Genomic DNA, 22,204 nt, shown 5'->3' on the forward strand with positions numbered 1-22,204 from the left:
GTGTCCGGACGTAAAGCGAAGCAGTCCGGACACCCTGCCCCGGAGGCCCGTCACCGCACCCCGACAGCCCCGCGCAGCGGACCCCGCCCGCCGCAGGCGAAACGGCGCCGCACCCGACAGCCCCGCGCAGCGGCACAGCCCGCCGCGTGGGGGTACCTCCCACGCCCTTCAGGCAGTGGGGGAGCAACGGCGGGAGCACCGCGCAAGCGGGCAACAAACGGCGAGCACCCCTCACGGCGGGAAAGCCAAAAACGTGGGCCGGGCCGCCCGCGCAGCACACTGGCAAACTGGGACCATGCCCATTCACGAAAACCTCCTCGGGGGCCCGCCCCCGACCCATCTGCCCGACGATCCCGAGCCCCGCGAACTGCTCGCCGCGGGCACGGCACCGTCCGATGTCGCCGCGAAGTACCCGACCTCCTCCCTGGCCTGGGCGCAGCTCGCGGACGACGCGTTCGAGGGAGGCCGGGTCGTCGAGTCGTACGCCTACGCCCGCACCGGCTACCACCGCGGCCTGGACTCGCTGCGCCGGGCCGGCTGGAAGGGCCACGGCCCGGTGCCCTTCGAGCACGAGCCCAACCGGGGCTTCCTGCGGGCGCTGCACGCCCTCGCCCGCGCCGCCCAGTCGATCGGTGAGCAGGACGAGTACGAGCGCTGCACGACCTTCCTGCGGGACTCCTCGCCGACCGCGGCCGACACCCTCTCCTGACCGGCCGCCGACGGGCCCCGCGCCGGGTCCGCCCGCGCTCCCGCCGGGGAGCGCCCAGGTCAACGGGCCGGCCGCGATCGCGGCCGGCCCTTGCGCGGTCGCTGCCCAGCACCGATGATTTCAGTGGGCCGGGCCATCCCGCGCCCGAGGGGACCGGGGCTCCCGAGCCGACAAGGAAGGGGCGGACCGCTACCCGGTAGTTCGCACCTGAGGAGTCCCTCATGTCGCAGCCGTCTCCCACCGAACCCCCGGACCGCGGGCCGACCGCGCCCGCCGGATGTCCCGTATCGGCCGGTGCCGCCGAGCCGGACCCGCCGTTCGCCCCGGATCTGAGCATCGGCAGCAGCCGTACGACCCCGTACGAGGACTATGTCCAGGCGGGCGTCCTCACCCATCTACAGCACCCGCTCTCCGAGGACCCCGGAGAGATGGTCTTCCTGGTGACCACCCAGGTCATGGAGCTGTGGTTCACGGTCATCGTCCATGAGTGGCGCACCGCCGCCGAGGCGCTGCGCCGCGACGACCTGCCGGTGGCCATGGCGGCGCTGCGCCGCTCCGCGTACGAGCTGGAGGCGCTGAACGCCGCCTGGAAGCCGCTGGCCCGGCTGACCCCGGCGCAGTTCAACGCCTACCGCAGCGCGCTGGGTGAGGGCTCCGGCTTCCAGTCGGCGATGTACCGGCGGATGGAGTTCCTGCTGGGCGAGAAGTCCGCGTCGATGCTGGTGCCGCACCGGGGCGCGCCGCGGGAGCACGCCGAGCTGGCGAAGGCCCTCCAGGAGCCGAGCCTGTGGGACGAGGTGCTGCGGATGCTCGCCCGGCGCGGCTGGGCGGTCCCCGAGGCCGTGCTGGAGCGGGACCCGGCGCTGCGCTACGAACCGGATCCGGCCGTCGAGGCCGTCTGGGCCGAGATCTACGCCGGTTCGCAGGAGTCCGAGCTGGTCCGGCTCGGCGAGGTGTTGACCGATGTCGGTGAGCTGGTCCTGCGCTGGCGCAACGACCATCTGATCGCGACGTGGCGGGCGATGGGAGCGAAAATGGGTACCGGCGGTTCCGCGGGGGTGGCCTGGCTGGAGAAGCGGGCCCGCAAGAACGTCTTCCCCGAGCTGTGGACGGCGCGAAGCCATGTCTGAGATCCCCGAATCCGAGACCCCCGAATTCGCCGTGACCACCGGCCGCACCGCGCCCTCCGGGGACCGTGAACAGGCCGTGCGGGCCGCGGAGTTGGACGCCGCCGATCCGCTCGCCGCGGTCCGCGAACGCTTCGTCCTGGACCCCGCGCCCGATCACGCGTCCGGCGACACGGACGTCTATCTGGACGGCAATTCCCTCGGGGTGCTGCCCCGCGGGGTCTCCGACCGGATAGCCGATGTCATCACCCGTGAATGGGGCCGGCTGCGGATCCGTTCCTGGAACGAATCCGGCTGGTGGACCGCGCCCGAGCGGATCGGCGACAAGATCGCCCCGCTGATCGGGGCGGGTCCGGGCCGGGTGGTGGTCGGCGACTCGACCAGCGTCAACATCTTCAAGGCCGTGATCGGCGGCGTCCGGATGGCCGGCAAGGGCTGCACGGAGATCCTCGTCGATGCCACGACGTTCCCGACCGACGGCTATATCGCCCGCTCAGCGGCCCGGATGACCGGTCTCGCGGTGCGGCCGGTCGAGCCCGCGCGGATCGCCGACGAGGTCACCGAGCGGACCGCGCTGGCGCTGGTCAACCACGTCGACTACCGCACCGGCCGGCTCAACGACCTGCCCGGCATCACCCGCGCGCTGCACTCCGCGGGCGCGCTCGCCGTCTGGGACCTGTGCCACAGCGCCGGTGCGCTGCCGGTCGGCCTCGACGCGCACCATGTCGATCTCGCCGTCGGCTGTACGTACAAGTACCTCAACGGCGGCCCGGGTTCTCCCGCGTATCTCTACATCCGCGAGAGCCTCCAGGAGCGCTTCGATTCGCCGCTGCCGGGCTGGAACTCGCATGCCGAGCCGTTCGCCATGGACCCCTCCTACGAACCGGCCGGCGGCATTGTGCGCGGCCGGGTCGGCACCCCCGACATCCTCTCGCTGCTCGCCCTGGAGGCGGCGCTGGAGGCGTGGGACGGGGTGGCCATCGAGGAGGTGCGCGCCAAGAGCCTGGCGCTGACCGACTTCTTCCTGGAGTGTGTGGCGGCCTATGTGCCGCCGGGCCGGGTGCGTTCCCTCACCCCGTCCGACCACCAGTGGCGCGGCAGCCAGGTGTCGCTGGCGTGCTCTCCCAAGCTCGCCGCGGACCGGCAGGGCGGCACCCCGCTGGCCGGCGAGGTGATGGATGAGCTGATCCGGCGCGGGGTGGTCGGCGACTTCCGCCACCCCGATGTGCTGCGCTTCGGCTTCACCCCGCTCTACACCTCCTTCGCGGACGCGGAGCGGGCGGCCCGGGTGCTCGGTGAGGTGCTGGGGGCGCTGCCCGAGGTGGAGTCCGGGGCGGCCGGGTGACGGTGGCCGGCGAGGAACCGGCGCTGCTGGGGCTCGCCCCGGTGGCGCCGGACCGGACGGTGGCCTACGGGCCGCATCCGGACCAGATCGTCGACGTCTACGCTCCCCGGGCGGGCGGCGGCGGGCGGGCGGATGCCCGTGGCCCGCTGGTCGTCCTGCTGCACGGCGGGTTCTGGCGCGCGGCCTACGACCGCCGGCATCTCTCGCCGCTCGCCGCCGAGCTGGCCGGGCAGGGGATGCCGGTCGCGCTGGCCGAGTACCGCAGGGTCGGCGCGGGCGGCGGGGCGCCGCAGACGTTCGAGGACGTCACGGCGGCCGTCGGCGCCGCCCACGCGGCGCTGGCGCGGACCGCGGCGGACCCCGGCGTGGTCCTGGCCGGGCACTCCGCGGGCGGCCATCTCGCGCTGCTCGCCGCCGCCCGCCCCGGCACCCCGGTGACCCGCGTCCTCGCGGTCGCACCGGTCGCCGACCTGGCCCGCGCCCATGAGCTGGGCCTGAGCGACGGCGCGGTCGCCGAGCTGCTGGGCGACGCCCCCGGCCTCGCCGAACGCCTCGCCGCGGCCGACCCGGTGCGCCATCCGCCGGCCGGCATCCCGGTGACGATCCTGCACGGCACCGAGGACCCGGAGGTCCCGGTGGAGCTCTCCCGCCGCTACGCCGCGCGGCATCCCGGGACCACGGAGCTGCGCGAGCTGCCCGGCGTCGGCCACTACGCCCCCGTGACCCCCGGCAGCCCCAGCTGTCACACACTCATCGGTTGCCTGAGCCGTCCGCACCGGCCACGTAGTACTTGAGGCGGACGCCGGCAGATCCCCACTGGTGAGGACGCCGCGGAGGCCCGGCGTTGCTTACCTTTGTCAGCGTGAACGAGACGACCCAGACGCAGGACACTCTGCACTCGGAGGCACGGATAGCCCACGGCGTCCTGCACCGGCTGCGCCAGGACCTGTTCGTCGACGCCTTCGCCTTCCGCCCGCTGCCGCCGCTGGAGGACGCCAAGATCTCCCGGTGGGTGCCGTGGCTGCCGGAGTCACTGCGCCGCTGGGCGCGCTGGCTGCCGCACGCGACCGTCGGCTTCTTCTCGGCACTCGTCCTCCTGGCGAGCCTGGCCAGTTCCGGCCCCGGAGAGCTGCGCGGCCTGATGGCCGCCGGCTTCTCCCTGCTGCTCGCCGCGCCGCCGATGCTCACCCTCTTCCGCCCGGTGGGCGCCTTCTGGCTGTCGATGGCCGGGTTCGTCGTCGGGGGGTTCGCCGAGGCGGCCCTCCCGTACGCCAACATCTTCTCGAACGGCGCCTTCAGCACCCACGTCGTGGTGATGACCCTCGTGGTGCTGCGCACCCGGCCGCGCCTCGCCATGGAGATGTGGCTGGTCACCTTCGCCGTGGCGAGTCTCCTGACGGTGATCACCGGCACGGACCTGGATGATCTGCCGGTGGTGGCGGTCTTCTGCGGAGCGATTCTGATCTCCGCCGCCGCGGTCCGGGCCTGGCGCGAGGAGCGCCAACAGGTCGTCAGGACGCGGACCGTCACCGAGGAGGAGCGCTCCCGGCGCACGCTGCTGGAGGAGCGCGCCCTGATCGCCCGCGAGCTGCACGACGTGGTCGCCCACCACATGTCCGTCATCGCCATCCAGGCCGAGGCCGCGCCCTACCGCGTCAAGGACACCCCGCCCGAGCTCGCCACGTCCTTCGCGACGATCCGGGAGAACGCCGTCGCCGCGCTCGCCGAGCTGCGCCGCATCCTCGGCGTGGTGCGCTCCGCGGACCCGGACGCCTTCGCCGAGGCCGACCCGGAGGCCCCGCAGCCCAGCCTGGGCAACCTCGACTCGCTGTTCGACAGCGTCCGCGGCGCCGGGCTGGTCGTCGAGGCCGTGGTGACCGGTTCGCCCCGGCCGCTGCCGCAGGGCGTCGAGCTGTCCGCGTACCGGATCGTGCAGGAGGGGCTGAGCAACGCGCTGCGGCACTCGCCGGGCGCCGACGCCCGGGTGGAGATCTCCTACGTACTGGGCGGATTGGGCGTGCGGATCGTCAACGGCGCGCCGAGCCGGCTGGCCAAGCCGTCGCCGGGTGCGGGGCACGGCGTGCTGGGCATGCGCGAGCGGGTACAAATGCTGGGCGGCGAGATGACGGCCGACCACACCGAGGACGGCGGCTTCGAGGTCGCGGCGTTCATCCCGGTGGCGAACGCAACGGGCGAGAACAAGGCTGGGGGAGCGCGGGCATGATCCGGGTACTGATCGTCGACGACCAGGTGATGGTCCGGGAGGGCTTCTCGGTCCTGCTCAACGCCATGCCGGACATCGAGGTCGTCGGGGAGGCGGTCGACGGCCTGGAGGCGGTGCGCAAGGTCGCCGTCCTCAAGCCCGATGTCGTCCTGATGGACATCCGGATGCCGGAGATGAACGGCCTGGAGGCGACCCGCGAGATCGTGGCCGCCGACGAGGGCGCCAAGGTCCTCGTGCTGACCACCTTCGACCTGGACGAATACGTCTACCAAGCGCTGCGCTCCGGGGCCAGCGGCTTCCTGCTCAAGGACGCCTCGGCCGGCCAGCTCGCCGAGGGCGTCCGCATCGTCGCCTCCGGCGAGGCGCTGCTCGCCCCGACCGTCACCAAGCGCCTGATCTCCGAGTTCTCCCGTCTCGGCACCCCCCGGGCCCCGGCCCAGGAGCGGGTCGCCGACCTCACGGAGCGCGAGACCGAGGTCCTGGTGCTGGTCGCCCAGGGCCTGTCCAACGGGGAGATCGCCGAGCATCTGGTGGTCGCCGAGTCCACGGTGAAGACGCATGTCAGCCGCATCCTGGTGAAGCTGGGGCTGCGCGACCGCACCCAGGCCGCGGTGTTCGCGTACGAGGCGCGGCTGGTGACGCCGGGCGGCTGAGGCCCCGGGCGACGCGCGCGGGCCGCCGGCGGTTCCGAACCACCGGCGGCCCTGGCACGCGGCCCCTACGGCTGGGGGATCTCCCGCACCAGCTTCGAGCTCCACGGACACCAGACCAGTCCGGGCAGGAACGGGCCGCCGGCCTCGTCCAGATGGTCCTCGACATAGGGCGTGGTGGCGTCACAGACCTCGATGGCGAAGTCGAAGAAGTCGATCGTCTCCGGGCGGAGATGGAAGCTCCAGCGCCAGTTGTACGGGGCGGTGCGCTTGTCGATCCGGCCGACGACATGGGGCTCGGAGCTGGTGGCCCCGCTCAGCAGATCCCGGGCGTGCTGGATCTTGCGCGGGTCGGTGATCTTGATGACGAATTCCGCGCGGGTGACATCGGTCATCACGAAGTAGGCCGCCGTGTCGGCGCCGGTGCGCCCGGCGTCGCCCGCCTGCTTCCCCTGGGCCGGTCCGGCCGCCGTGACGGCGAGCAGTGCCGCCGCCGCGAGAATCCCGAGCTTGGTGGTGATACGTCGCATGAACCCCTCCGGTGCCGCGGGTCGTGGTCACGACCGTGCGCACGGAAAGTAACGGGTCGGCTACCAAGTGCTCCAGAGTTACTGCGAGTTAACACACCGCCAGGTGAAATGGCGAACAGTGACTGGCGGTTGGTCATGGCATGTGCTGTATCCACAAGCTGTGGACAGTGTGTGGCGCTCACCACCGCATAGGGCGGTGCCCGCCGGAGTCCGCTACGGCTCCGGCGGCGCACGTCTTCAGGGGCGGCCGGCCGCGGGGCGACCGGCCGCCGGGGGATCAGCCGATGTCCCGCCGCCGCACGCCCACCAGGCCCAGGACGGCGAAGAGGGCGGACAGCGCCAGCAGCCAGAGGAACGGGGCGGCGGTGGCGTCGGCGCCGGGCAGCTTGGGGAGATGGCTGTACGGCGAGAGATTCATCGCCCACGCGGGGAGCTTGAGCGAGGGGCCGAGCCAGCCGAGGGCCAGGCAGCCGCCGACGAGCGCCCAGACGGCGGGGGTGGCCTTCGGGAGCAGGCCGAAGACCAGGACCGCCAGACCGGTGAGCGTCCAGACCGCCGGGACCTGGGAGAGCGCCGCGGCCAGCACCGGGCCCAGCCGGCCGCCGGGGTCGTCGACCGAGAGGCCGTAGGTCAGGCCCAGGGCCAGTCCGCCGGCGGCCAGGATGATGGCGCTGCCCCCGTACGCGAGCGCCAGATGGCCGGCGGTCCAGCGGAGCCGGCTCACCGCACCGGCCAGCACCGGCTCCGCGCGCTCCGCGGTCTCCTCACCGCGCAGCCGCAGCACCGCACCGGCCGCGTAGAGCGCCGCGACCATGCCGAGGAGCCCGGTCATGGTGGCCAGGAAGGCTTCGGTCAGGCCCTGTTGGCCGCCCATCCGCTCGACGATCTCGCGGGTCTGCTGATTGCCGCCGATCAGGCCGGCGGTGCCCTTGGCGATCCCGCCGAACAGCGCGCCGACGCCCAGGAAGCCGCCCGTCCAGCCCAGCAGGGTGGCCCGCTGGAGGCGCCAGGCCAGGCCGAAGGGGCCGCTCAGGGAGCGCGGTGCGACGGCCGGTCCGGGGCGGGCGGGCAGGAAGCTCATCCCGAGGTCGCGGCGGGCGGTCAGGGCGTAGGCGGCGGAGGCGGCCAGGGCGGTCGCCGCGAGGAACAGCAGGAGGATCCACCAGCGTTCGCCGGCGTACGGGCGGAGGTTCTCCGCCCAGCCGACCGGTGAGGCCCAGGTGAGCGGGGAGCCGGCCCCGGCCGTCGCGGCGTCGCCCGCGGCCCGGACCGCGAAGGCGAGGCCCAGGACCGCGCCGGTCAGCCCCTTCGCCAGCCGTGCGCTCTCGGTGAGTTGGGCGGCGACGGCGGCCAGGGCGGCGAAGAGCGTGCCGGTGCCGCCGAGGGCCAGGCCGAGCGCGAGCGAGCCGGCGGCCGGCCGGCCGGACAGCGCCGAGCCGCCCGCGATCAGCGCCGCCAGCAGGGCGTTGGCGAGCAGGGCGGTCAGCAGGGCCGCGGTCAGCGGTGCCCGGCGGCCCACCATGGCGGCGGAGAGCAGTTCCTGACGGCCCGTCTCCTCCTCCTCGCGGGTGTGCCGGACCACGATCAGCAGGCTCATCACCGCGGCGAGGACGGCACCGAAGCCGGCCATCCGCCAGGCGACCAGGCCGCCGACGGAGTCGCTGAAGACCGGCCCGTACAGCGCGCGCATCGAGCCGTTGTGGTTCATCGAGGCGGCCAGTCCGGCGCGCTGGGCGGCGGTGTCGTAGACCGCCTCGAAGGACGCGCCCAGGCCGGCGACGGACAGGCCCAGGGCCAGTACCCAGGCCGGGATCAGCAGCCGGTCGCGGCGCAGTGCGAGGCGCAACAGGGCGCCGGTGCCCGCCAGATGACGGGGACGGGCGGCGCGGACGGGCCGGGCCGCGGTCACGGCGGTCATCGCGCGACCGCCCCGGCGGTGCGGGCGTCGTCCTGGTAGTGCCGCAGAAAGAGCTCTTCCAGGGTGGGCGGGGTGCTGGTGAGGCTGCGGACGCCGGAGGTGCCGAGCGCGCGGAGCACGGCGTCGAGCTTGTCGGTGTCGACCTGGAGGCGGACGCGGTGCCCCTGGCTCCCCCGGAGCGGCCGGCTGGACAGGCCGTGCACGCCCGGGAGCGTGGCCAGCCCGTTGGGCGGGCCGGTGAGTTCGGCGGTGACCGAGGTGCGGGTCAGATGCCGCAGCTCGCCCAGGGAGCCGGATTCGACGGTCCGTCCCTTGCGGATGATGCTGACGCGGTCGCAGAGCGCCTCGACCTCGGACAGCACATGGCTGGAGAGCAGGACCGTACGGCCGCGGTCGCGCGCCTCGGCGACGCAGCTCTGGAAGACCTCCTCCATCAGCGGGTCGAGCCCGGAGGTCGGCTCGTCGAGGATCAGCAGCTCGACGTCGGAGGCGAAGGCGGCGACCAGGGCGACCTTCTGGCGGTTGCCCTTGGAGTACGTCCGCCCCTTCTTGGTGGGGTCGAGTTCGAACCGCTCCAGGAGCTCGGCCCGGCGCGCCGTATCCAGCCCTCCGCGCAGCCGCCCGTAAAGGTCGATGACCTCACCACCGGACAGGTTGCGCCACAGGGTCACATCGCCGGGCACATATGCGATCCGGCGGTGCAGCTCGACGGCGTCCTGCCAGGGGTCCTCGCCCAGCAGCCGGGCCGTGCCGCCGTCGGCACGCAGCAGGCCGAGCAGCACGCGGATGGTCGTGGACTTGCCGGCGCCGTTGGGGCCGAGGAAGCCGTGTACCTCACCGGCCGCCACCCGGAGGTCGAGGCCGTCCAGCGCATGGGTGCGGCCGAAGGACTTGCGGAGACCGTCGACCCGGATCACGGGGGCGGTGGAGATTGCCTGGGTCATGATGTGGAAGCTACGCTAGTTTCACAAATTTGTGAAGTTAGGAAAGCGTATAAACTTGGGTGGGTGGCTCTGAACAGGGGAGACGATGCGGATATGAGTGAGCAGCCGGCGCGGAGCGCGCACCGGACCGACGAAGCCCGCCAGGACAGCGGCGAGGACACCCGCGACGACGGAGCGGTCTCGCAGTTCGTCGAGCGGTTCGCCTCCCAGCTCGTCGACGCCGGGATGCAGCGGATGTCCGCCCGGGTCTTCGCCTGTCTGCTGGCCTCCGACTCCGGTGTGCTGACCTCGGCCGAACTCGGCGAGCGCCTCCGGGTCAGCCCGGCCGCCGTCTCCGGCGCGATCCGCTACCTCTCCCAGGTCGACATGGTCAGCCGGGAACGTGAGCCCGGCTCCCGCCGCGACCGCTACCGCGTGCACAGCGACCAGTGGTACGAGGCGATGGCGCGCCGGGACAACGTCCTCACCCGCTGGGAGGGCACCCTGCGCGAGGGCGTCGACAGCCTCGGCGAGGACTCCCCGGCCGGCCGCCGGATCGCCGAGACGCTGATCTTCTTCGAGTTCCTCCAGGAGGAGCTCGCCGGGATGCTCCAGCGCTGGCGCGAGCACCGCGACCAGCTGCGGGCCGACCTCGAAAGCGCCGCCCGCTGAGCCGCCGGCCGCTCAGCCCCGCGGCAGCTGGAGCCGCCAGGCGGCCGGCTGCACGGTCCACGTACGGGTCCTGACCGGCCCGCCGACCAGGGCGTCCGCCCGGTAGTGGAAGTCCGCGCCGGACACCGTCACCGCCCGCGCCCGGGCCCGCACCGGCCGGCCGCCGCCGGGCCAGTGCACCACGACCTCGGCCAGCTCACGGCCGTCCGCGGCCCCGGTCCGAGGCGCCTCCGCCCCGGTCCGTCCGCCGGGCACCACCGACACCCCGCGCACCGGCCGGTCCAGATCCGCCAGCAGCACCCCGTCCGCCTCGATCCGCAGCCGCTGCCCCGGCACCCGGGCCCGCCGGGCGCCCAGTCCCGCCGCCGGTGCGGCCAGCATCGCCAGCGCCGTACGGGCCGTCTTGGCGGCCGGCTTCCACCACGGCCGGGGCCCGTCCAGACCGTCCGCCAGACCGCCCCGGCCGCCCAGGGCCTCGGCCGGGTCCACCGGGGCCGGCGGCGGGGCCGGGGCCGGCACATACGCCCCGTGTCCCAGCCGGGTCGCCGCGCTTCCGCAGGGGATGCGCAGGCCGCCCAGCACGATGCCGTCGCTGTCGTCCGTGAGCAGATCCATCGGCCGCTCGCCGCCGTCCAGGACGGCCCGCGCGGCGGCCACGGTGTCCGTGGGGATGCCAAGCGCGCGGCTCAGCGCGACCGCGGCCGGCGCCCCCACCGGGACCATCGACAGCGGCACCTGGGCCAGCTCGCGTTCCTTGTGCAGCAGGCCCACCACCCGCAGCAGCGTCCGGTCGTCACCGATCACCACCGGGCGCCGGTGGCCGCGCCGGGCGAGCATCCGCCCGAATTCCTCGGGCCCCTCCGGCAGGCAGATTTTCGCGCCCGCGCCCGCGCACAGGACATCCTTCGCGATCCGCACGGACTCGCCGTCCGTGCTGCGGGCGACCGGGTCGATGACCACGAGCAGGGGGTACCCCCGAACGGAGTCCACGGGAGAGTGCCCAGAAGGCTGCGCCGACACCTCGGTCCTTCCTCAGGTAGCATCTCGGTGCAAGAGCCCCTTGCGCTATTGCGCCAGGGGCTTCGTCTATTCCGGGGCACCGGTCCGACGGCTCTAGCGATGACGTACGCGTGAACAGGCACGCCGACGCCATCCACGCACGTTGGACATGCCCCGCCCGGAAGGGGTGTACGCCTGTGCCCGCACTTGTGCTGCTCGGTGCTCAGTGGGGTGATGAGGGCAAGGGAAAGGCCACCGACCTGCTCGGTGGATCCGTGGACTATGTGGTGCGCTACCAGGGCGGCAACAACGCCGGCCACACGGTCGTCGTCGGCGACCAGAAGTACGCGCTGCACCTTCTCCCTTCCGGAATCCTCTCGCCGGGGTGCACCCCGGTCATCGGCAACGGTGTCGTCGTGGACCCGGCGGTCCTGCTCTCCGAGCTGAGCGGACTCAACGAGCGCGGCGTCGACACGTCCAAGCTGCTGCTCAGCGGTAACGCGCATCTGATCACGCCGTACAACATCACCGTCGACAAGGTGACGGAACGGTTCCTCGGCAAGCGGAAGATCGGCACCACCGGCCGCGGTATCGGCCCGACCTACGCCGACAAGATCAACCGCGTCGGCATCCGGGTCCAGGACCTCTACGACGAGTCGATCCTGGAGCAGAAGGTCGAGGCGGCCCTCGACGTCAAGAACCAGCTGCTCACCAAGCTCTACAACCGCCGCGCCATCGAGGCCGGCCAGGTCGTCGAGGAGCTGCTGGGCTACGCCGACCAGATCAAGGGCTATGTCGCCGACACCACCCTGATCCTCAACAAGGCGCTCGACGACGACAAGGTCGTGCTCTTCGAGGGCGGCCAGGGCACGCTGCTGGACATCGACCACGGCACGTACCCCTTCGTCACGTCCTCGAACCCGACCGCGGGCGGCGCCTGCACGGGTGCGGGCGTCGGTCCCACGAAGATCAGCCGCGTCATCGGCATCCTCAAGGCATATACGACGCGCGTCGGCGCCGGTCCGTTCCCGACCGAGCTCTTCGACGAGGACGGCGAGGCGCTGCGCCGCATCGGCGGCGAGCGCGGCGTCACCACCGGCCGGGACCGCCGCTGCGGCTGGTTCGACGCGGTCATCGCCCGCTACGCCACCCGCGTCAACGGTCTGACGGACTTCTTCCTCACCAAGCTCGACGTGCTCACCGGCTGGGAGCAGATCCCGGTCTGTGTCGCGTACGAGATCGACGGCAAGCGCGTCGAGGAGCTGCCGTACTCGCAGACCGACTTCCACCACGCGAAGCCGGTCTACGAGATGCTGCCGGGCTGGTCCGAGGACATCACCAAGGCCAAGACCTTCGCGGACCTCCCCAAGAACGCCCAGGCGTACGTCAAGGCGCTGGAGGAGATGTCCGGCGCCCCGATCTCCGCCATCGGCGTCGGCCCCGGCCGCGACGAGACGATCGAGATCAACTCGTTCCTGTCGTAGGGACACCGGCCGCCGGGGGCCCGCAGCGGCCCCCGGCACCTCGCAGCCGCGCGGCTACTTCACCCTGGAGTAGCCGCGCGGCTGTTTGTCGTCGCCCAGGAACTCGCGGTGCAGCGTGCCGTCGGCGCCCAGGCTGAGTACGGAGGTGCTGCTCGGTGCGCAGCCGGGCGCGGCCCGGTCGACGACCGACGGGCCGACGGTCAGCTTGCCGCCCTCGGCCGCGTAGAGGTCGGCGTGTGCGGTGCAGCGGCCACTGCGGCCCACGACGACGGCGGTGAGGACCTTGCTGCCCGCCGGGGCCTGCCGGACGGTCAGCTGCTGGCTGCCGTGGCCGTCGTCGTTCGGCCGCCGCCAGGTGCCCAGGAAGCCGTCGGGGACGGTGCCGTCGGACGGGGCGACGCGGTGCAGGGTCGCGGTGCGCCCGGCCGCGGACCAGGTCAGGGTGCCGGCGCCGCTCTCGACGAGGGTGTGCTCGCCCAGCGCGGCGCAGCGGCCGGCCGGCACGGACCGGACGACCGTGGTGTCCAGCCGCAGCGCCGGGTGCCCGTCCTGCCGGGTCACGGACACCAGCTTGCCGTCGCTGCGGCATTCGTAGGTCGCGCCGAGGCTGGTGCTGTTCGCGACCACCTCACCGACCTTGCCGTGGGTGATCACGAACCGCCGCTGCTGCCCGGTGGGTTCCCCGTCCCGCAGCACCGGCCCCGACCAGGTGCCGACATAGCCGGCCGGGATGTCGGACGCGCTGTCCTCGGCGCCCGCGCCCTCGCTCAGCAGCGGCACCGCGGCGGCGGCCGTGGCGGCCGCGAGCACGGCGGTGGCGATGACGGGCAGCCACCGACGGCGGCGGCGCCGCTCGGTCGCGGTGGGCGGCAGGGGCACTGCCGGACCGGGCGCGGCCCTGGTGGTCACCACCGTCGGCGACTGGCCTCCGGGCGGGGTGTCGGTGTCCAGGAGGAGGACGGCGTGCTGACCGAGGCGCGCGATCAGCTCGGCCGGCAGCCAGGGCGCGGCCGGCCGGCCGCCGGGCGCCGGCCCGAGACGCTCGGCGAGCTCCTCGGGGGTGGGCCGCGCCGCCGGGTCCTTGGCCAGGCAGTCCAGGATCAGCCCGCGGATCCCGTCCGGTGCCGAGGCCAGATCGGGCTCCTCCTGCGCGATCTTGAACATCACCGCGTGCACGCCCGAGGCGGGATTGCCGAACGGCTGCCGCCCGGTGGCCGCGTACGCCAGCACCGAGCCCACACAGAAGACATCACTGGCCGGGCGCACGCGGTGCCCCTGGACCTGCTCGGGTGACATGAAGCTCGGCGAGCCGACCACCGTGCCGGCCCGCGTCTGGGTCTGCTCCCCGACCGCGTCCAGGGCCCGCGCGATCCCGAAGTCGATGACCCGCGGCCCGTCGATGGTGAGCAGCACGTTGGACGGCTTGAGATCGCGGTGCACCAGCCCGACCCCGTGGATGTCCCGCAGCGCGCAGGCCAGCCCGTACGCCAGCCGCCGCAGCGAGTCCTCCGGCAGCGGGCCGTAGTCGCCCTGGCGGACGTACGACCCGACGACCTGGCTCAGGGTCGGGCCCGCGATATAGCCGGTGGCGACCCAGGGGACCGCGGCCTCGGTGTCGGCGTCCAGCACCGGCGCGGTCCAGCGTCCGCCGACCCGCCGCGCGGCCGCGACCTCGGCGCGGAAGCGGTCCCGGAACTCCTCCTCCGCGGCGAGTTCGGCCTTCACCAGCTTCACGGCGACGGTCCGGCCGCCCTCGGAACGGGCGAGGTAGACCCGTCCCATCCCGCCACTGCCGAGACGGCTGAGCAGCCGGTAGTCCCCGATCCACGACGGATCGTCGGCGGTCAGCCCGCGCAGGCCGTCCATCCGGGCCCTCCCCCTTTTCGTTCCGTGCCGGATACACGTTCCGGCAGCAGTCGTCCTCCGAGCCTAGGCGGAGCGGGACCGCACCACGGCCGACGGCGCGTTACGACGGGAGAACGATCGCGGGGTGACGAGGGAGCGACGGGCGGGTGACCAGCGGGGACGGCCGAACTGCCGGTGCGCGGGGCCGGCCGGACGCCGCGTCATCCCGTGCCGGTCGTGGCCGCCCTGCCCAACGCCCCCTGAAGCAGCGGTCGTTGCGGGCCCGAACGGCCGTCACCTCGTCCCCGGACGGCCGTCACCCCGCCCGGCCGCCTCACCCCGTCTTGCTGGTCGTCACCCCGGCCTTGTGGTAGGTCAGCGCCTTGCCGTCGTCGGAGACGCGGCGCAGGGTGTTGCCCACCATCTCCAGGGTGCTCGGCTCGCCGGGAAGGCAGCTGTCGCCCGGCCCGGACACCACCGTGGACGGGCCGAGGCGGACCGGGGGACCCGCGTTGGTCAGGGTGGCCGCGAAGGTGCAGCGGTAGTTCGCCCCGGTCGCCGTCATGGTCAGCACCGTGTCACCGGTCGTGCCCTGGGTGAGCGTGAGGCGCCGGCCATTGAGGGCGGAGCCGCCGATCGTCGTCTCCCAGGTGCCCAAGTAGGCCGTGGGAAGGCTCCCGCGCGCGGCGGACTGCGCCGCGCCGCCCCCGCCCTCCGTCCGCAGGCCGTCACCGTCGCTGTTGAGCACGGCGTACGCGGTGACCGCGCCGGCTCCGGCCAGCGCCAGCGCGACCCCGGTGACCAGCGCGGCACCGCGACCCCGGCGGCGGCGCGGCGCCGCGGCGGCCGGGACCGCTGCCGCGTGGCCGTGCTGCCCGTGGGCGTCCTGCGGCGAGTACGACGCCGGCCGCGGCGCGACCGGCCCCGGCGCGCCGGGACGTGCGGGCGGCGGGGTGCGGTCCGCCGCGCTGGTACGTGAGACGGCGGTGGGCAGCGCATGCACCCCGGGGGCTTCGGAGGCGGGCGCCGCGGCCGTCGCGTCGTCCGCCGCCGTGAGCTCCTGCGGGTCCTCCGCCTCCAGCAGCTCCACGGCATGCCGTCCCAGCCGGGCGATCAGCGCCCCGGGCAGCCATGGCTCGCCGTCCGCGCCCGGTCCGTCCCCGGCGCCGTCCTCCGCCTGCGCCACCAACTCCGCGGGCGTGGGCCGCCGTTCCGGATCCTTGGCCAGGCATCCGGAGATCAGCGCGCGCAGCCCCTCGGGCACCCCGGTGAGGTCGGGCTCCTCCTGGGCGATGCGGTACATCATGGCGGCCGCGATGCTGTCGGCCGTGCCGAACGGCTGCCGTCCGGTCGCCGCGTAGGCCAGTACGGACCCGAGGCAGAAGACATCGCAGGCCGGGGTGAGCGGCTTGCCGCGCACCTGCTCCGGCGACATGAAGCCCGGCGAGCCGACCGATGCGCCGGTACGCGTCACCCCGCTGCCGGTGACCGCGTCCAGCGCCCGCGCGATCCCGAAGTCGATGACCCGCGGCCCGTCGATGGTGAGCAGCACATTGGACGGTTTGAGGTCGCGGTGGATGATCCCGGCCGCATGGATCGCGCTCAGCGCACGGGCCAGCCCGGCGGCCAGGATCCGCACGCTCCGCTCGGGCAGCGGAGTGCCGCTGCCGCCGACGACCTGCTGGAGCGAGGGGCCCGCGATGTACCCCGTGGCGACCCAGGGGGTCTCGGCCTCGGTGTCGGCGTCCAGGACGGGCGCCGTCCACTCCCCGCCGACCTGCTGCGCGGCCCGTACCTCCCGCCGGAAGCGGGCCCGGAACTCCTCCTGCCCGGCCAGCTCCGCCCGCACCAGCTTGACCGCGACCGTACGGCCACGGTCCGAACGGGCCAGGAACACCCGGCCCATACCGCCCTCACCGAGCCGCCCCAGCAGCCGGTAGTCCCCGATCCGCCCCGGATCCTGCTCCCGCAGCGGCCGCAGGCCCCTGGACCGCCCGGCCCGCCCCTGCTGCCCTGCCCGTATCAGCCGTTCCATCGTCCCGTCGCCCTTTCCCCCGAAGCCGCCCCGCGGGTGCGTCGACGCCGGCGCCTCCGCGCCCGGCGCTGCCCGCGGCCCGCGCTCCCCGCGGTGGAGGATACCGAGCGCCCCCCCCCGCGCCCCCACAGGCCGTCGGCCCTTACGCCTCGGCGTCCGGCGGGGACGCGGGCGCGCCGGACAGCTCGTCCAGCGCCGCCGACAGCTCCTCCAGCGCCGCCGTGACCCGCCGGAACCCGTCCGTCCCGCCGAGCTGTTCGCGCAGCCGGCCGGCGAACTCCCCGTGTGCGGGGGCGATCCGGGCGACGGCGGCCCGGCCCTCCTCGGTCGGGGCGAGGAGTTTGGCGCGGCGGTGCGCCGGGTTCGGCCGGTACGCGGCCAGTCCGCGGGCCACCAGGAGGTCGGCGATGCGCTGCACGCTCTGGCGGGTGATGCCCATGACCCGGGCGATACCGGCGACGGGCAGCGGCTCGGGCAGCACGGCGCCCAGGACCTGCCACCAGGCCGCGGTCAGCCCCGCGGGACCGGCGAGACCGTCCGCGACCGAGAGGAACTGGCCGTTCAGCCGGAAGACGGTGAGGGCGGTACGGCTGAGGAGCTCGGGAGCCCGGGGACCGTCGGGCTCCGGGGACTCATCGGACAGGGGCCCGCTCATACGGAGCCGTCCCCGGGGCCGTCCCCGGAGCCGGCCTCGGCCCCGTGGTCCTCGGACCCGGCCGTCCCCGCCGTCATCAAAACGGGAAAGGCATCGGCGTCGGAGCGGGCGAACAGCCGGTACCAGGCGTCCAGGATCCGCGGCTCCATGACGTCGAGTTCGGCGAAGATCTCCCGGGCGAAGGCCACCGGCTCGGTCGGCCCCGCGGTGATCAGCCCGCGGGCACGCACCGCATCGGCCTCGCGGTAGTGCGCGGCGCCCTGGTATCCGGGCTGCGCGGCGAGGTACGGGGCGGCGCCGCTGGTGTGCGGACGGTCGTCCAGCAGCCCTTCCCGGGCCAGCCCCGCGGTCGCGCCGCAGATCGCCGCGACCGGCACCCCGGCGGCCAGGAACTCCCGGGCCTTGGCGGCGAACGGCCGCAACTCCTCGCCGGAGTCCCACAGTTGGGCGCCCGGCAGGATCAGCAGCGCACTGTCCTCGGGGCGCAGGGCGTCGAGCGCGAGACCGGGCACGATCCGCTGCCCGCCCATGGTCGTCACCGGCCGGCCGGTGGTGGCCGCGACGGTGACCACGTCGTACGCGCCCCGCGCCGCACGGAAGTAACTGCCGCTGCGGAGGTGGCCGATGGCGTGGCCGCACTCCCAGTCGGCGAGCGTGTCGTAGGCGGCGAGATGCACCGTGCGCGGATTCATGAGAGCTCCCTCGGCCGACGGCGGACACCCGGCCCACCGTTCCCTGTTGCCTCTACGACAGCATCCTGTCCATACGACAGCATGCTGTCAACAGGATTCCGACGCACCGCCCCGACTTTGGCCGGGAAGCACCGCCGACGGATGTCTCTTTCCACGTCCCGGAACTTCCCGGGGGGTACAGCACGTAAAAACGCCTACCGAGCCACCCGCACGCACCACCCGCACGCTCCCCATCCCCATCCCCTTCCCGACCCGCCGCCGTCCCCAAGGAGCCCGTGTGATCCCCGCCGTACGCGCCCTCGCCCGCGCCGCCATGGCCGCGCGCCCCGTGCCGCTCGCCGAGGTCCAGGCCCGCGCCGAACTCCGCACCCGCTTCGACCGCAGCTATCTCGTCCCGGTCGAGGTCTTCACCGCCTTCGCGGCCGAACTCACCGGCCGCCGCGGGCCGGGCGGCCCGTTCGCGGCGCTGTGCATCAACGGACGCCGCTGGTTCCGCTACCACTCCGTCCACTACGACACCCCCGACCTGACGTCCTTCCACGACGCCCGGCAGGGCCGCGGCCGGCGCTACCGGATCCGTGAGCGGCGCTACGCGGACACCGGGGAGCGGCAGTTCGAGATCAAGCTGACGGGGCGGCGCGGCGAAACGGTCACCCACCGGCAGCCGCTGCTGCCGGACGCCGCGGCCCTCGGCGCGGCCCCGCGCGGCTTCCTCGCCGCCGTACTGGACCGCTCCTACGGCCTCGCGGCCCCCGCCCACCTGCTCCGCACCGTCGAGACCGAGTACCTCCGGGCCACCTTCGTCGCGGACGGCCAGCGCATCACCTGCGATGCGGCGCTGCTCTGCCGGGACCCGGCGACCGGCCGGACGTTACGGGCCGACGGCGGGCTGCTCCTCGTCGGGACCCGGACCGCCGGCCGGCCGACGGAGGCGGACCGGCTGCTGGCGGGCCTCGGCATACCGGCCGCCGGCTTCACCAAGTACTCCGGATTCACCAAGTACTGCGGGGGGTTGTCGGCGCTGCGCCCGGATCTGGTCGGCGGGCACTGGCCGAGCGCGGTACGGACGGCGTTCCCCGCCGCGGCCCGGCGGCTGCCGCCCGGAGCGCCCCCTGGAGTTTCCTCCAGCCCGTAGACACTCTGTCCGTGCGCGTGGTGAGCGCCATACACACTGTCGGTACCGGGCGCCGGGGCGCGATCCCTAGGCTGAAGGGCGTTCGCCGCGACCGTCCCGCGGCGGCCCCGAGCGACCCGATCCGAGGTACTGACCGTGACCACGACGCCCTCCGCTTCCGCCGCCGACCCCGCTGCCGGCGAAAACAACAGCAGCGCGCAGCGCTACCAGGGAAGGGTGGTGGTGGGCGACGGGCGGGACGTGAAGGCCGCCGACCGCGCGCACGTCTTCCACTCCTGGTCCGCGCAGGGCCTGATCGACCCGCTGCCGATCGCCGGCGCCGAGGGGGCGTACTTCTGGGACTACGACGGCAACCGCTACCTCGACTTCTCCTCCCAGCTGGTCAACACCAACATCGGCCACCAGCACCCCAAGGTCGTCGCGGCGATCCAGGAGCAGGCCGCGAAGCTGTGCACCATCGCGCCCGGATTCGCCGTGGACGTGCGCTCGGAGGCCGCCCGGCTGGTCGCCGAGCGCACCCCCGGCGACCTCGACAAGATCTTCTTCACCAACGGCGGCGCGGAGGCCGTGGAGAACGCGGTCCGGATGGCCCGGCTGCACACCGGCCGCGCCAAGGTGCTGTCCGCGTACCGCTCGTACCACGGCGCCACCGCCACCGCGATCAACCTGACCGGCGACCCCCGCCGCTGGCCCTCGGACACCGCCTCGGCGGGCGTGATCCACTTCTGGGGCCCGTTCCTCTACCGCTCCGCCTTCCACGCCGAGACCGAGGAGCAGGAGTGCGAGCGCGCCCTCGCGCACCTGGAGCAGACCATCGCCTTCGAGGGCCCGCAGTCGATCGCGGCGATCATCCTGGAGACCGTCCCGGGCACCGCCGGGATCATGGTCCCGCCGGCCGGCTACCTCGCCGGGGTCCGCGAGATCTGCGACCGCCACGGCATCGTCTTCATCCTCGACGAGGTCATGGCGGGCTTCGGCCGCACCGGCCACTGGTTCGCCGCCGACCACTTCGGCGTCACCCCCGACCTGCTGACCTTCGCCAAGGGCGTCAACTCCGGCTATGTCCCGCTGGGCGGCGTCGCGATCAGCGCCGAGATCGCCGCCACCTTCGACCAGCGCCCCTACCCCGGCGGCCTGACCTACTCCGGCCACCCGCTGGCCTGCGCCTCCGCCGTGGCCACCATGAACGCGATGGCCGAGGAGCGGATCGTGGAGAACGCCGCCGACATCGGCGAGCGGGTCATCGGCCCCGCGCTGCGCGAGATCGCCGACCGCCACCCGTCCGTCGGCGAGGTCCGCGGCCTGGGCGTCTTCTGGGCCCTGGACCTGGTCCGCAACAAGGAGACCCGCGAACCGCTGGTCCCCTACAACGCCTCCGGCGCCGCCAACGCTCCGATGGCCGAATTCGCGGCGGCCTGCAAGCGCGGCGGTCTGTGGCCGTTCGTGAACATGAACCGGACGCATGTCGTCCCGGCCTGCACGGTCACCGAGGCCGAGGCCAAGGAGGGCCTGGCCGCCCTCGACGAGGCCCTGACGGCGGCCGACGCCCACACCGTCTGACCCTCTGACCGTTCGGCCGGCGGACGGAAGCGCAGGTCACAGACGTGCCGTAGGGCATGCTCACGGCAACCTCGGGCAGCGAACCGGAGCGGCCCTCGCCTATCGTGGGCGGGGGCCGCACCCATCTGCGCGGTCAGGCACGTCGAAGGAGACGCACACGATGGCCGGCGGCGGAGACAGCTCAGTCATACGACGCAGCACCCTGCGCCAGCAGATCGCCGACGCCCTGCGCGACGAGGTCCTGGCCGGCCGGCTGCCGTCCGGCCACCCCTTCACCGTCAAGGAGATCGCCGAGCAGTACGGCGTCTCCGCCACACCGGTGCGCGAGGCGCTGCTCGACCTGTGCGCCCAGGGCCTGCTCGACGTCGAACAGCACCGCGGCTTCAAGGTGCACGCCTTCACCGCCGACGACTTCCGCGCCATGGTCGAGGCCCGCACCCTGATCATCGAGGGCATCTTCCGCAGCGGCGCCGACCAGGCCCTGCGCGCCACCGCCGCCGGGGTGCTGATCTCCATCCGGCGCCGCGCCGACGAGGCCGAACGGGCCGCGCGGGCCGGCGACCTGGACGTGCTGATCGGCTACGACCTGCGCTTCTGGCGCGAGCTGAGCGGCATCGTGAACAACGCCTACATCAGCGACTTCCTCGACCGGATCCGCGTACAGACCTGGATGTTCGCGGTCCCGCTGCTGCGCCGCGAGGCCGACCTCAAGGGGCTGCTGTGGCACGACCACAGCGCGCTGGCCGACGCCCTGATCCAGCACGACCTGGCCACCGCCCAGCGGCTGATCGCCGAGTACAACGAGCACTCCCTCGCTCTCGTCGGAACGCGCGGCTAGCACTACGCTGTCCCGACCATCGGCCGTAATGGGCCGTACCCGTAGCTGTACGTGCGCCGGTGTCCCCGTCCCCGACCGGAAGCGAGCCCACACTCGTGGCATGTGACCTGTGGCTGGTACCCCTCGTCGATGTGCTGTGCCACAGCCCCGACAACCCGTTCTCCGAAGAGATCGCCGCCTACGACAAGGCCCTGACGGAAGCGGGCCTGCCACCGGTCCCGGTCTTCAGCTATATGCCCGGCCTCTCCGGTGACGTCGCCCCCGTCGCCGGCTTCGACTACGACGCCCTGCACTTCCTGCGCCGCGCCTACCTGCTGCGGCTGTGCGGCCTGGAGGTGACCCCGGTCGACGAACTGGGCGGCGACTACGAGCAGTTGCTGGAGATGTTCGAGGCCACCGCCCAGCAGTCCCACCTGGTGTGGCACTACGACCACGCGGGCGCGTACGTCCCGGTCGACTTCCCGCATCCACTGGCCAACGACGAGCTCCTGGAGGGCGGCGGCCCGCTCGGCTCCTCACACGGCCTGCTGCGCGACCTCGAACTGGTCGCGCCATCCCTGGGCATCGATCCGGCCAATCCCCCCGCCGCCCCCGCCCCACCGGCCGGCCCCACCTCCCTGGAGGAACGGGCCACCGTCACCCCCCAGGACAACAGCCCCTTCGCCCGCGAACGCCACGTCTGGCTCGGCCTCCACGCCGCCGCCACCCGAAGCCTCGGCCAAGGCTCCATGATCGTCTTCAGCTAGCCCCAGCCTCATTCCTCACCCACCCACCCGCACCCACCCACCAACCGCCACCACCCCCCACGCATTTCCCCACCCCCAACGGGAGGGGACGGGCCGGAGGGGCAGGGTGTCCGGACG

Annotated in this window: 20 protein-coding genes; 12 read left to right on the forward strand and 8 right to left on the reverse strand. The window is 73.6% G+C overall.

Annotated features, from left to right (window positions below):
• Window positions 1–295: 295 nt before the first annotated feature.
• The 6 genes from ACFWJW_RS36135 (at window position 296) to ACFWJW_RS36160 (ending at window position 6,058) form a co-directional block, all read left to right on the forward strand.
• Entirely contained in the window at window positions 296–709 is a 414-nt protein-coding gene (locus ACFWJW_RS36135) for a DUF3151 domain-containing protein (RefSeq protein WP_042151473.1), read from the forward strand.
• Window positions 710–930: 221 nt separating this feature from the next.
• Window positions 931–1,839, forward strand: a complete 909-nt coding sequence (locus ACFWJW_RS36140) for a tryptophan 2,3-dioxygenase family protein (protein WP_387249215.1) — start codon at window positions 931–933, stop codon at window positions 1,837–1,839.
• Window positions 1,832–3,181, forward strand: coding sequence for a kynureninase (kynU, locus tag ACFWJW_RS36145; RefSeq protein ID WP_387249217.1), 1,350 nt, complete (start codon window positions 1,832–1,834; stop codon window positions 3,179–3,181). The genes ACFWJW_RS36140 and kynU overlap by 8 nt, the downstream gene beginning before the upstream one ends.
• Window positions 3,178–3,975, forward strand: coding sequence for an alpha/beta hydrolase family protein (locus tag ACFWJW_RS36150; RefSeq protein ID WP_387249218.1), 798 nt, complete (start codon window positions 3,178–3,180; stop codon window positions 3,973–3,975). The genes kynU and ACFWJW_RS36150 overlap by 4 nt, the downstream gene beginning before the upstream one ends.
• A 68-nt stretch (window positions 3,976–4,043) precedes the next feature.
• Entirely contained in the window at window positions 4,044–5,405 is a 1,362-nt protein-coding gene (locus ACFWJW_RS36155; RefSeq protein ID WP_387249220.1) for a sensor histidine kinase, read from the forward strand.
• Window positions 5,402–6,058: a response regulator gene (locus tag ACFWJW_RS36160; RefSeq protein ID WP_387249222.1), complete on the forward strand. Its 657-nt coding sequence runs from the start codon at window positions 5,402–5,404 to the stop codon at window positions 6,056–6,058. The genes ACFWJW_RS36155 and ACFWJW_RS36160 overlap by 4 nt, the downstream gene beginning before the upstream one ends.
• A 65-nt stretch (window positions 6,059–6,123) precedes the next feature.
• On the opposite strand, the gene ACFWJW_RS36165 is transcribed toward ACFWJW_RS36160, so the two are convergent.
• The 3 genes from ACFWJW_RS36165 to ACFWJW_RS36175 form a co-directional block, all read right to left on the reverse strand.
• Window positions 6,124–6,585, reverse strand: a complete 462-nt coding sequence (locus tag ACFWJW_RS36165) for a calmodulin-binding protein (protein WP_387249224.1) — start codon at window positions 6,583–6,585, stop codon at window positions 6,124–6,126.
• 277 nt (window positions 6,586–6,862) lie between these two features.
• Entirely contained in the window at window positions 6,863–8,503 is a 1,641-nt protein-coding gene (locus tag ACFWJW_RS36170; RefSeq protein WP_387249226.1) for an ABC transporter permease, read from the reverse strand.
• Entirely contained in the window at window positions 8,500–9,447 is a 948-nt protein-coding gene (locus ACFWJW_RS36175) for an ATP-binding cassette domain-containing protein (protein WP_387249228.1), read from the reverse strand. Before ACFWJW_RS36175 ends, ACFWJW_RS36170 begins: the two co-directional genes overlap by 4 nt.
• Window positions 9,448–9,540: 93 nt before the next feature.
• Between ACFWJW_RS36175 and ACFWJW_RS36180 the strand changes: the two genes are divergently transcribed.
• Window positions 9,541–10,098 carry a GbsR/MarR family transcriptional regulator gene (locus tag ACFWJW_RS36180; protein ID WP_387249230.1) on the forward strand — a complete coding sequence of 186 codons (558 nt, stop codon included), beginning with the start codon at window positions 9,541–9,543 and terminating at the stop codon, window positions 10,096–10,098.
• 12 nt (window positions 10,099–10,110) lie between these two features.
• Here the strand turns inward: ACFWJW_RS36180 and ACFWJW_RS36185 are convergent, their stop codons facing one another.
• On the reverse strand, window positions 10,111–11,088 hold the full coding sequence (locus ACFWJW_RS36185; protein ID WP_387249232.1) for a diacylglycerol kinase family protein: 978 nt from the start codon (window positions 11,086–11,088) through the stop codon (window positions 10,111–10,113).
• Between the two features lie 206 nt (window positions 11,089–11,294).
• On the opposite strand from ACFWJW_RS36185, the gene ACFWJW_RS36190 reads away from it, so the two are divergent.
• Window positions 11,295–12,581 carry an adenylosuccinate synthase gene (locus ACFWJW_RS36190; protein WP_042151495.1) on the forward strand — a complete coding sequence of 429 codons (1,287 nt, stop codon included), beginning with the start codon at window positions 11,295–11,297 and terminating at the stop codon, window positions 12,579–12,581.
• Between the two features lie 54 nt (window positions 12,582–12,635).
• Here ACFWJW_RS36190 and ACFWJW_RS36195 read toward each other — a convergent pair whose 3' ends face one another.
• The 4 genes from ACFWJW_RS36195 to ACFWJW_RS36210 form a co-directional block, all read right to left on the reverse strand.
• A complete protein-coding gene (locus ACFWJW_RS36195) occupies window positions 12,636–14,447 on the reverse strand; it encodes a serine/threonine-protein kinase (protein WP_387249234.1) in 1,812 nt (603 codons plus the stop codon).
• 313 nt (window positions 14,448–14,760) lie between these two features.
• Entirely contained in the window at window positions 14,761–16,461 is a 1,701-nt protein-coding gene (locus tag ACFWJW_RS36200; RefSeq protein ID WP_387249236.1) for a serine/threonine-protein kinase, read from the reverse strand.
• 142 nt (window positions 16,462–16,603) lie between these two features.
• Window positions 16,604–17,116, reverse strand: coding sequence for a MarR family winged helix-turn-helix transcriptional regulator (locus ACFWJW_RS36205; RefSeq protein ID WP_387249238.1), 513 nt, complete (start codon window positions 17,114–17,116; stop codon window positions 16,604–16,606).
• Window positions 17,113–17,808 carry a DJ-1/PfpI family protein gene (locus ACFWJW_RS36210; RefSeq protein ID WP_387249240.1) on the reverse strand — a complete coding sequence of 232 codons (696 nt, stop codon included), beginning with the start codon at window positions 17,806–17,808 and terminating at the stop codon, window positions 17,113–17,115. Before ACFWJW_RS36210 ends, ACFWJW_RS36205 begins: the two co-directional genes overlap by 4 nt.
• A 277-nt stretch (window positions 17,809–18,085) precedes the next feature.
• Here ACFWJW_RS36210 and ACFWJW_RS36215 point away from each other — a divergent pair, with 277 nt between their 5' ends.
• From ACFWJW_RS36215 to ACFWJW_RS36230, 4 genes are all read left to right on the forward strand, one after another.
• Entirely contained in the window at window positions 18,086–18,943 is an 858-nt protein-coding gene (locus ACFWJW_RS36215; RefSeq protein WP_387249242.1) for a VTC domain-containing protein, read from the forward strand.
• A 216-nt stretch (window positions 18,944–19,159) separates the two neighbouring features.
• The gene (locus ACFWJW_RS36220; RefSeq protein WP_387249248.1) at window positions 19,160–20,503 is read left to right on the forward strand and encodes an aspartate aminotransferase family protein; all 1,344 of its coding nucleotides are present in this window, start codon (window positions 19,160–19,162) and stop codon (window positions 20,501–20,503) included.
• A gap of 160 nt (window positions 20,504–20,663) precedes the next feature.
• The gene (locus tag ACFWJW_RS36225) at window positions 20,664–21,341 is read left to right on the forward strand and encodes a GntR family transcriptional regulator (protein WP_387249244.1); all 678 of its coding nucleotides are present in this window, start codon (window positions 20,664–20,666) and stop codon (window positions 21,339–21,341) included.
• Between the two features lie 95 nt (window positions 21,342–21,436).
• A complete protein-coding gene (locus tag ACFWJW_RS36230; RefSeq protein WP_387249246.1) occupies window positions 21,437–22,087 on the forward strand; it encodes a hypothetical protein in 651 nt (216 codons plus the stop codon).
• Window positions 22,088–22,204 lie beyond the last annotated feature (117 nt).

The sequence above is a fragment of the Streptomyces sp. NPDC127097 genome, from assembly GCF_042724075.1.
Classification (GTDB): domain Bacteria; phylum Actinomycetota; class Actinomycetes; order Streptomycetales; family Streptomycetaceae; genus Streptomyces.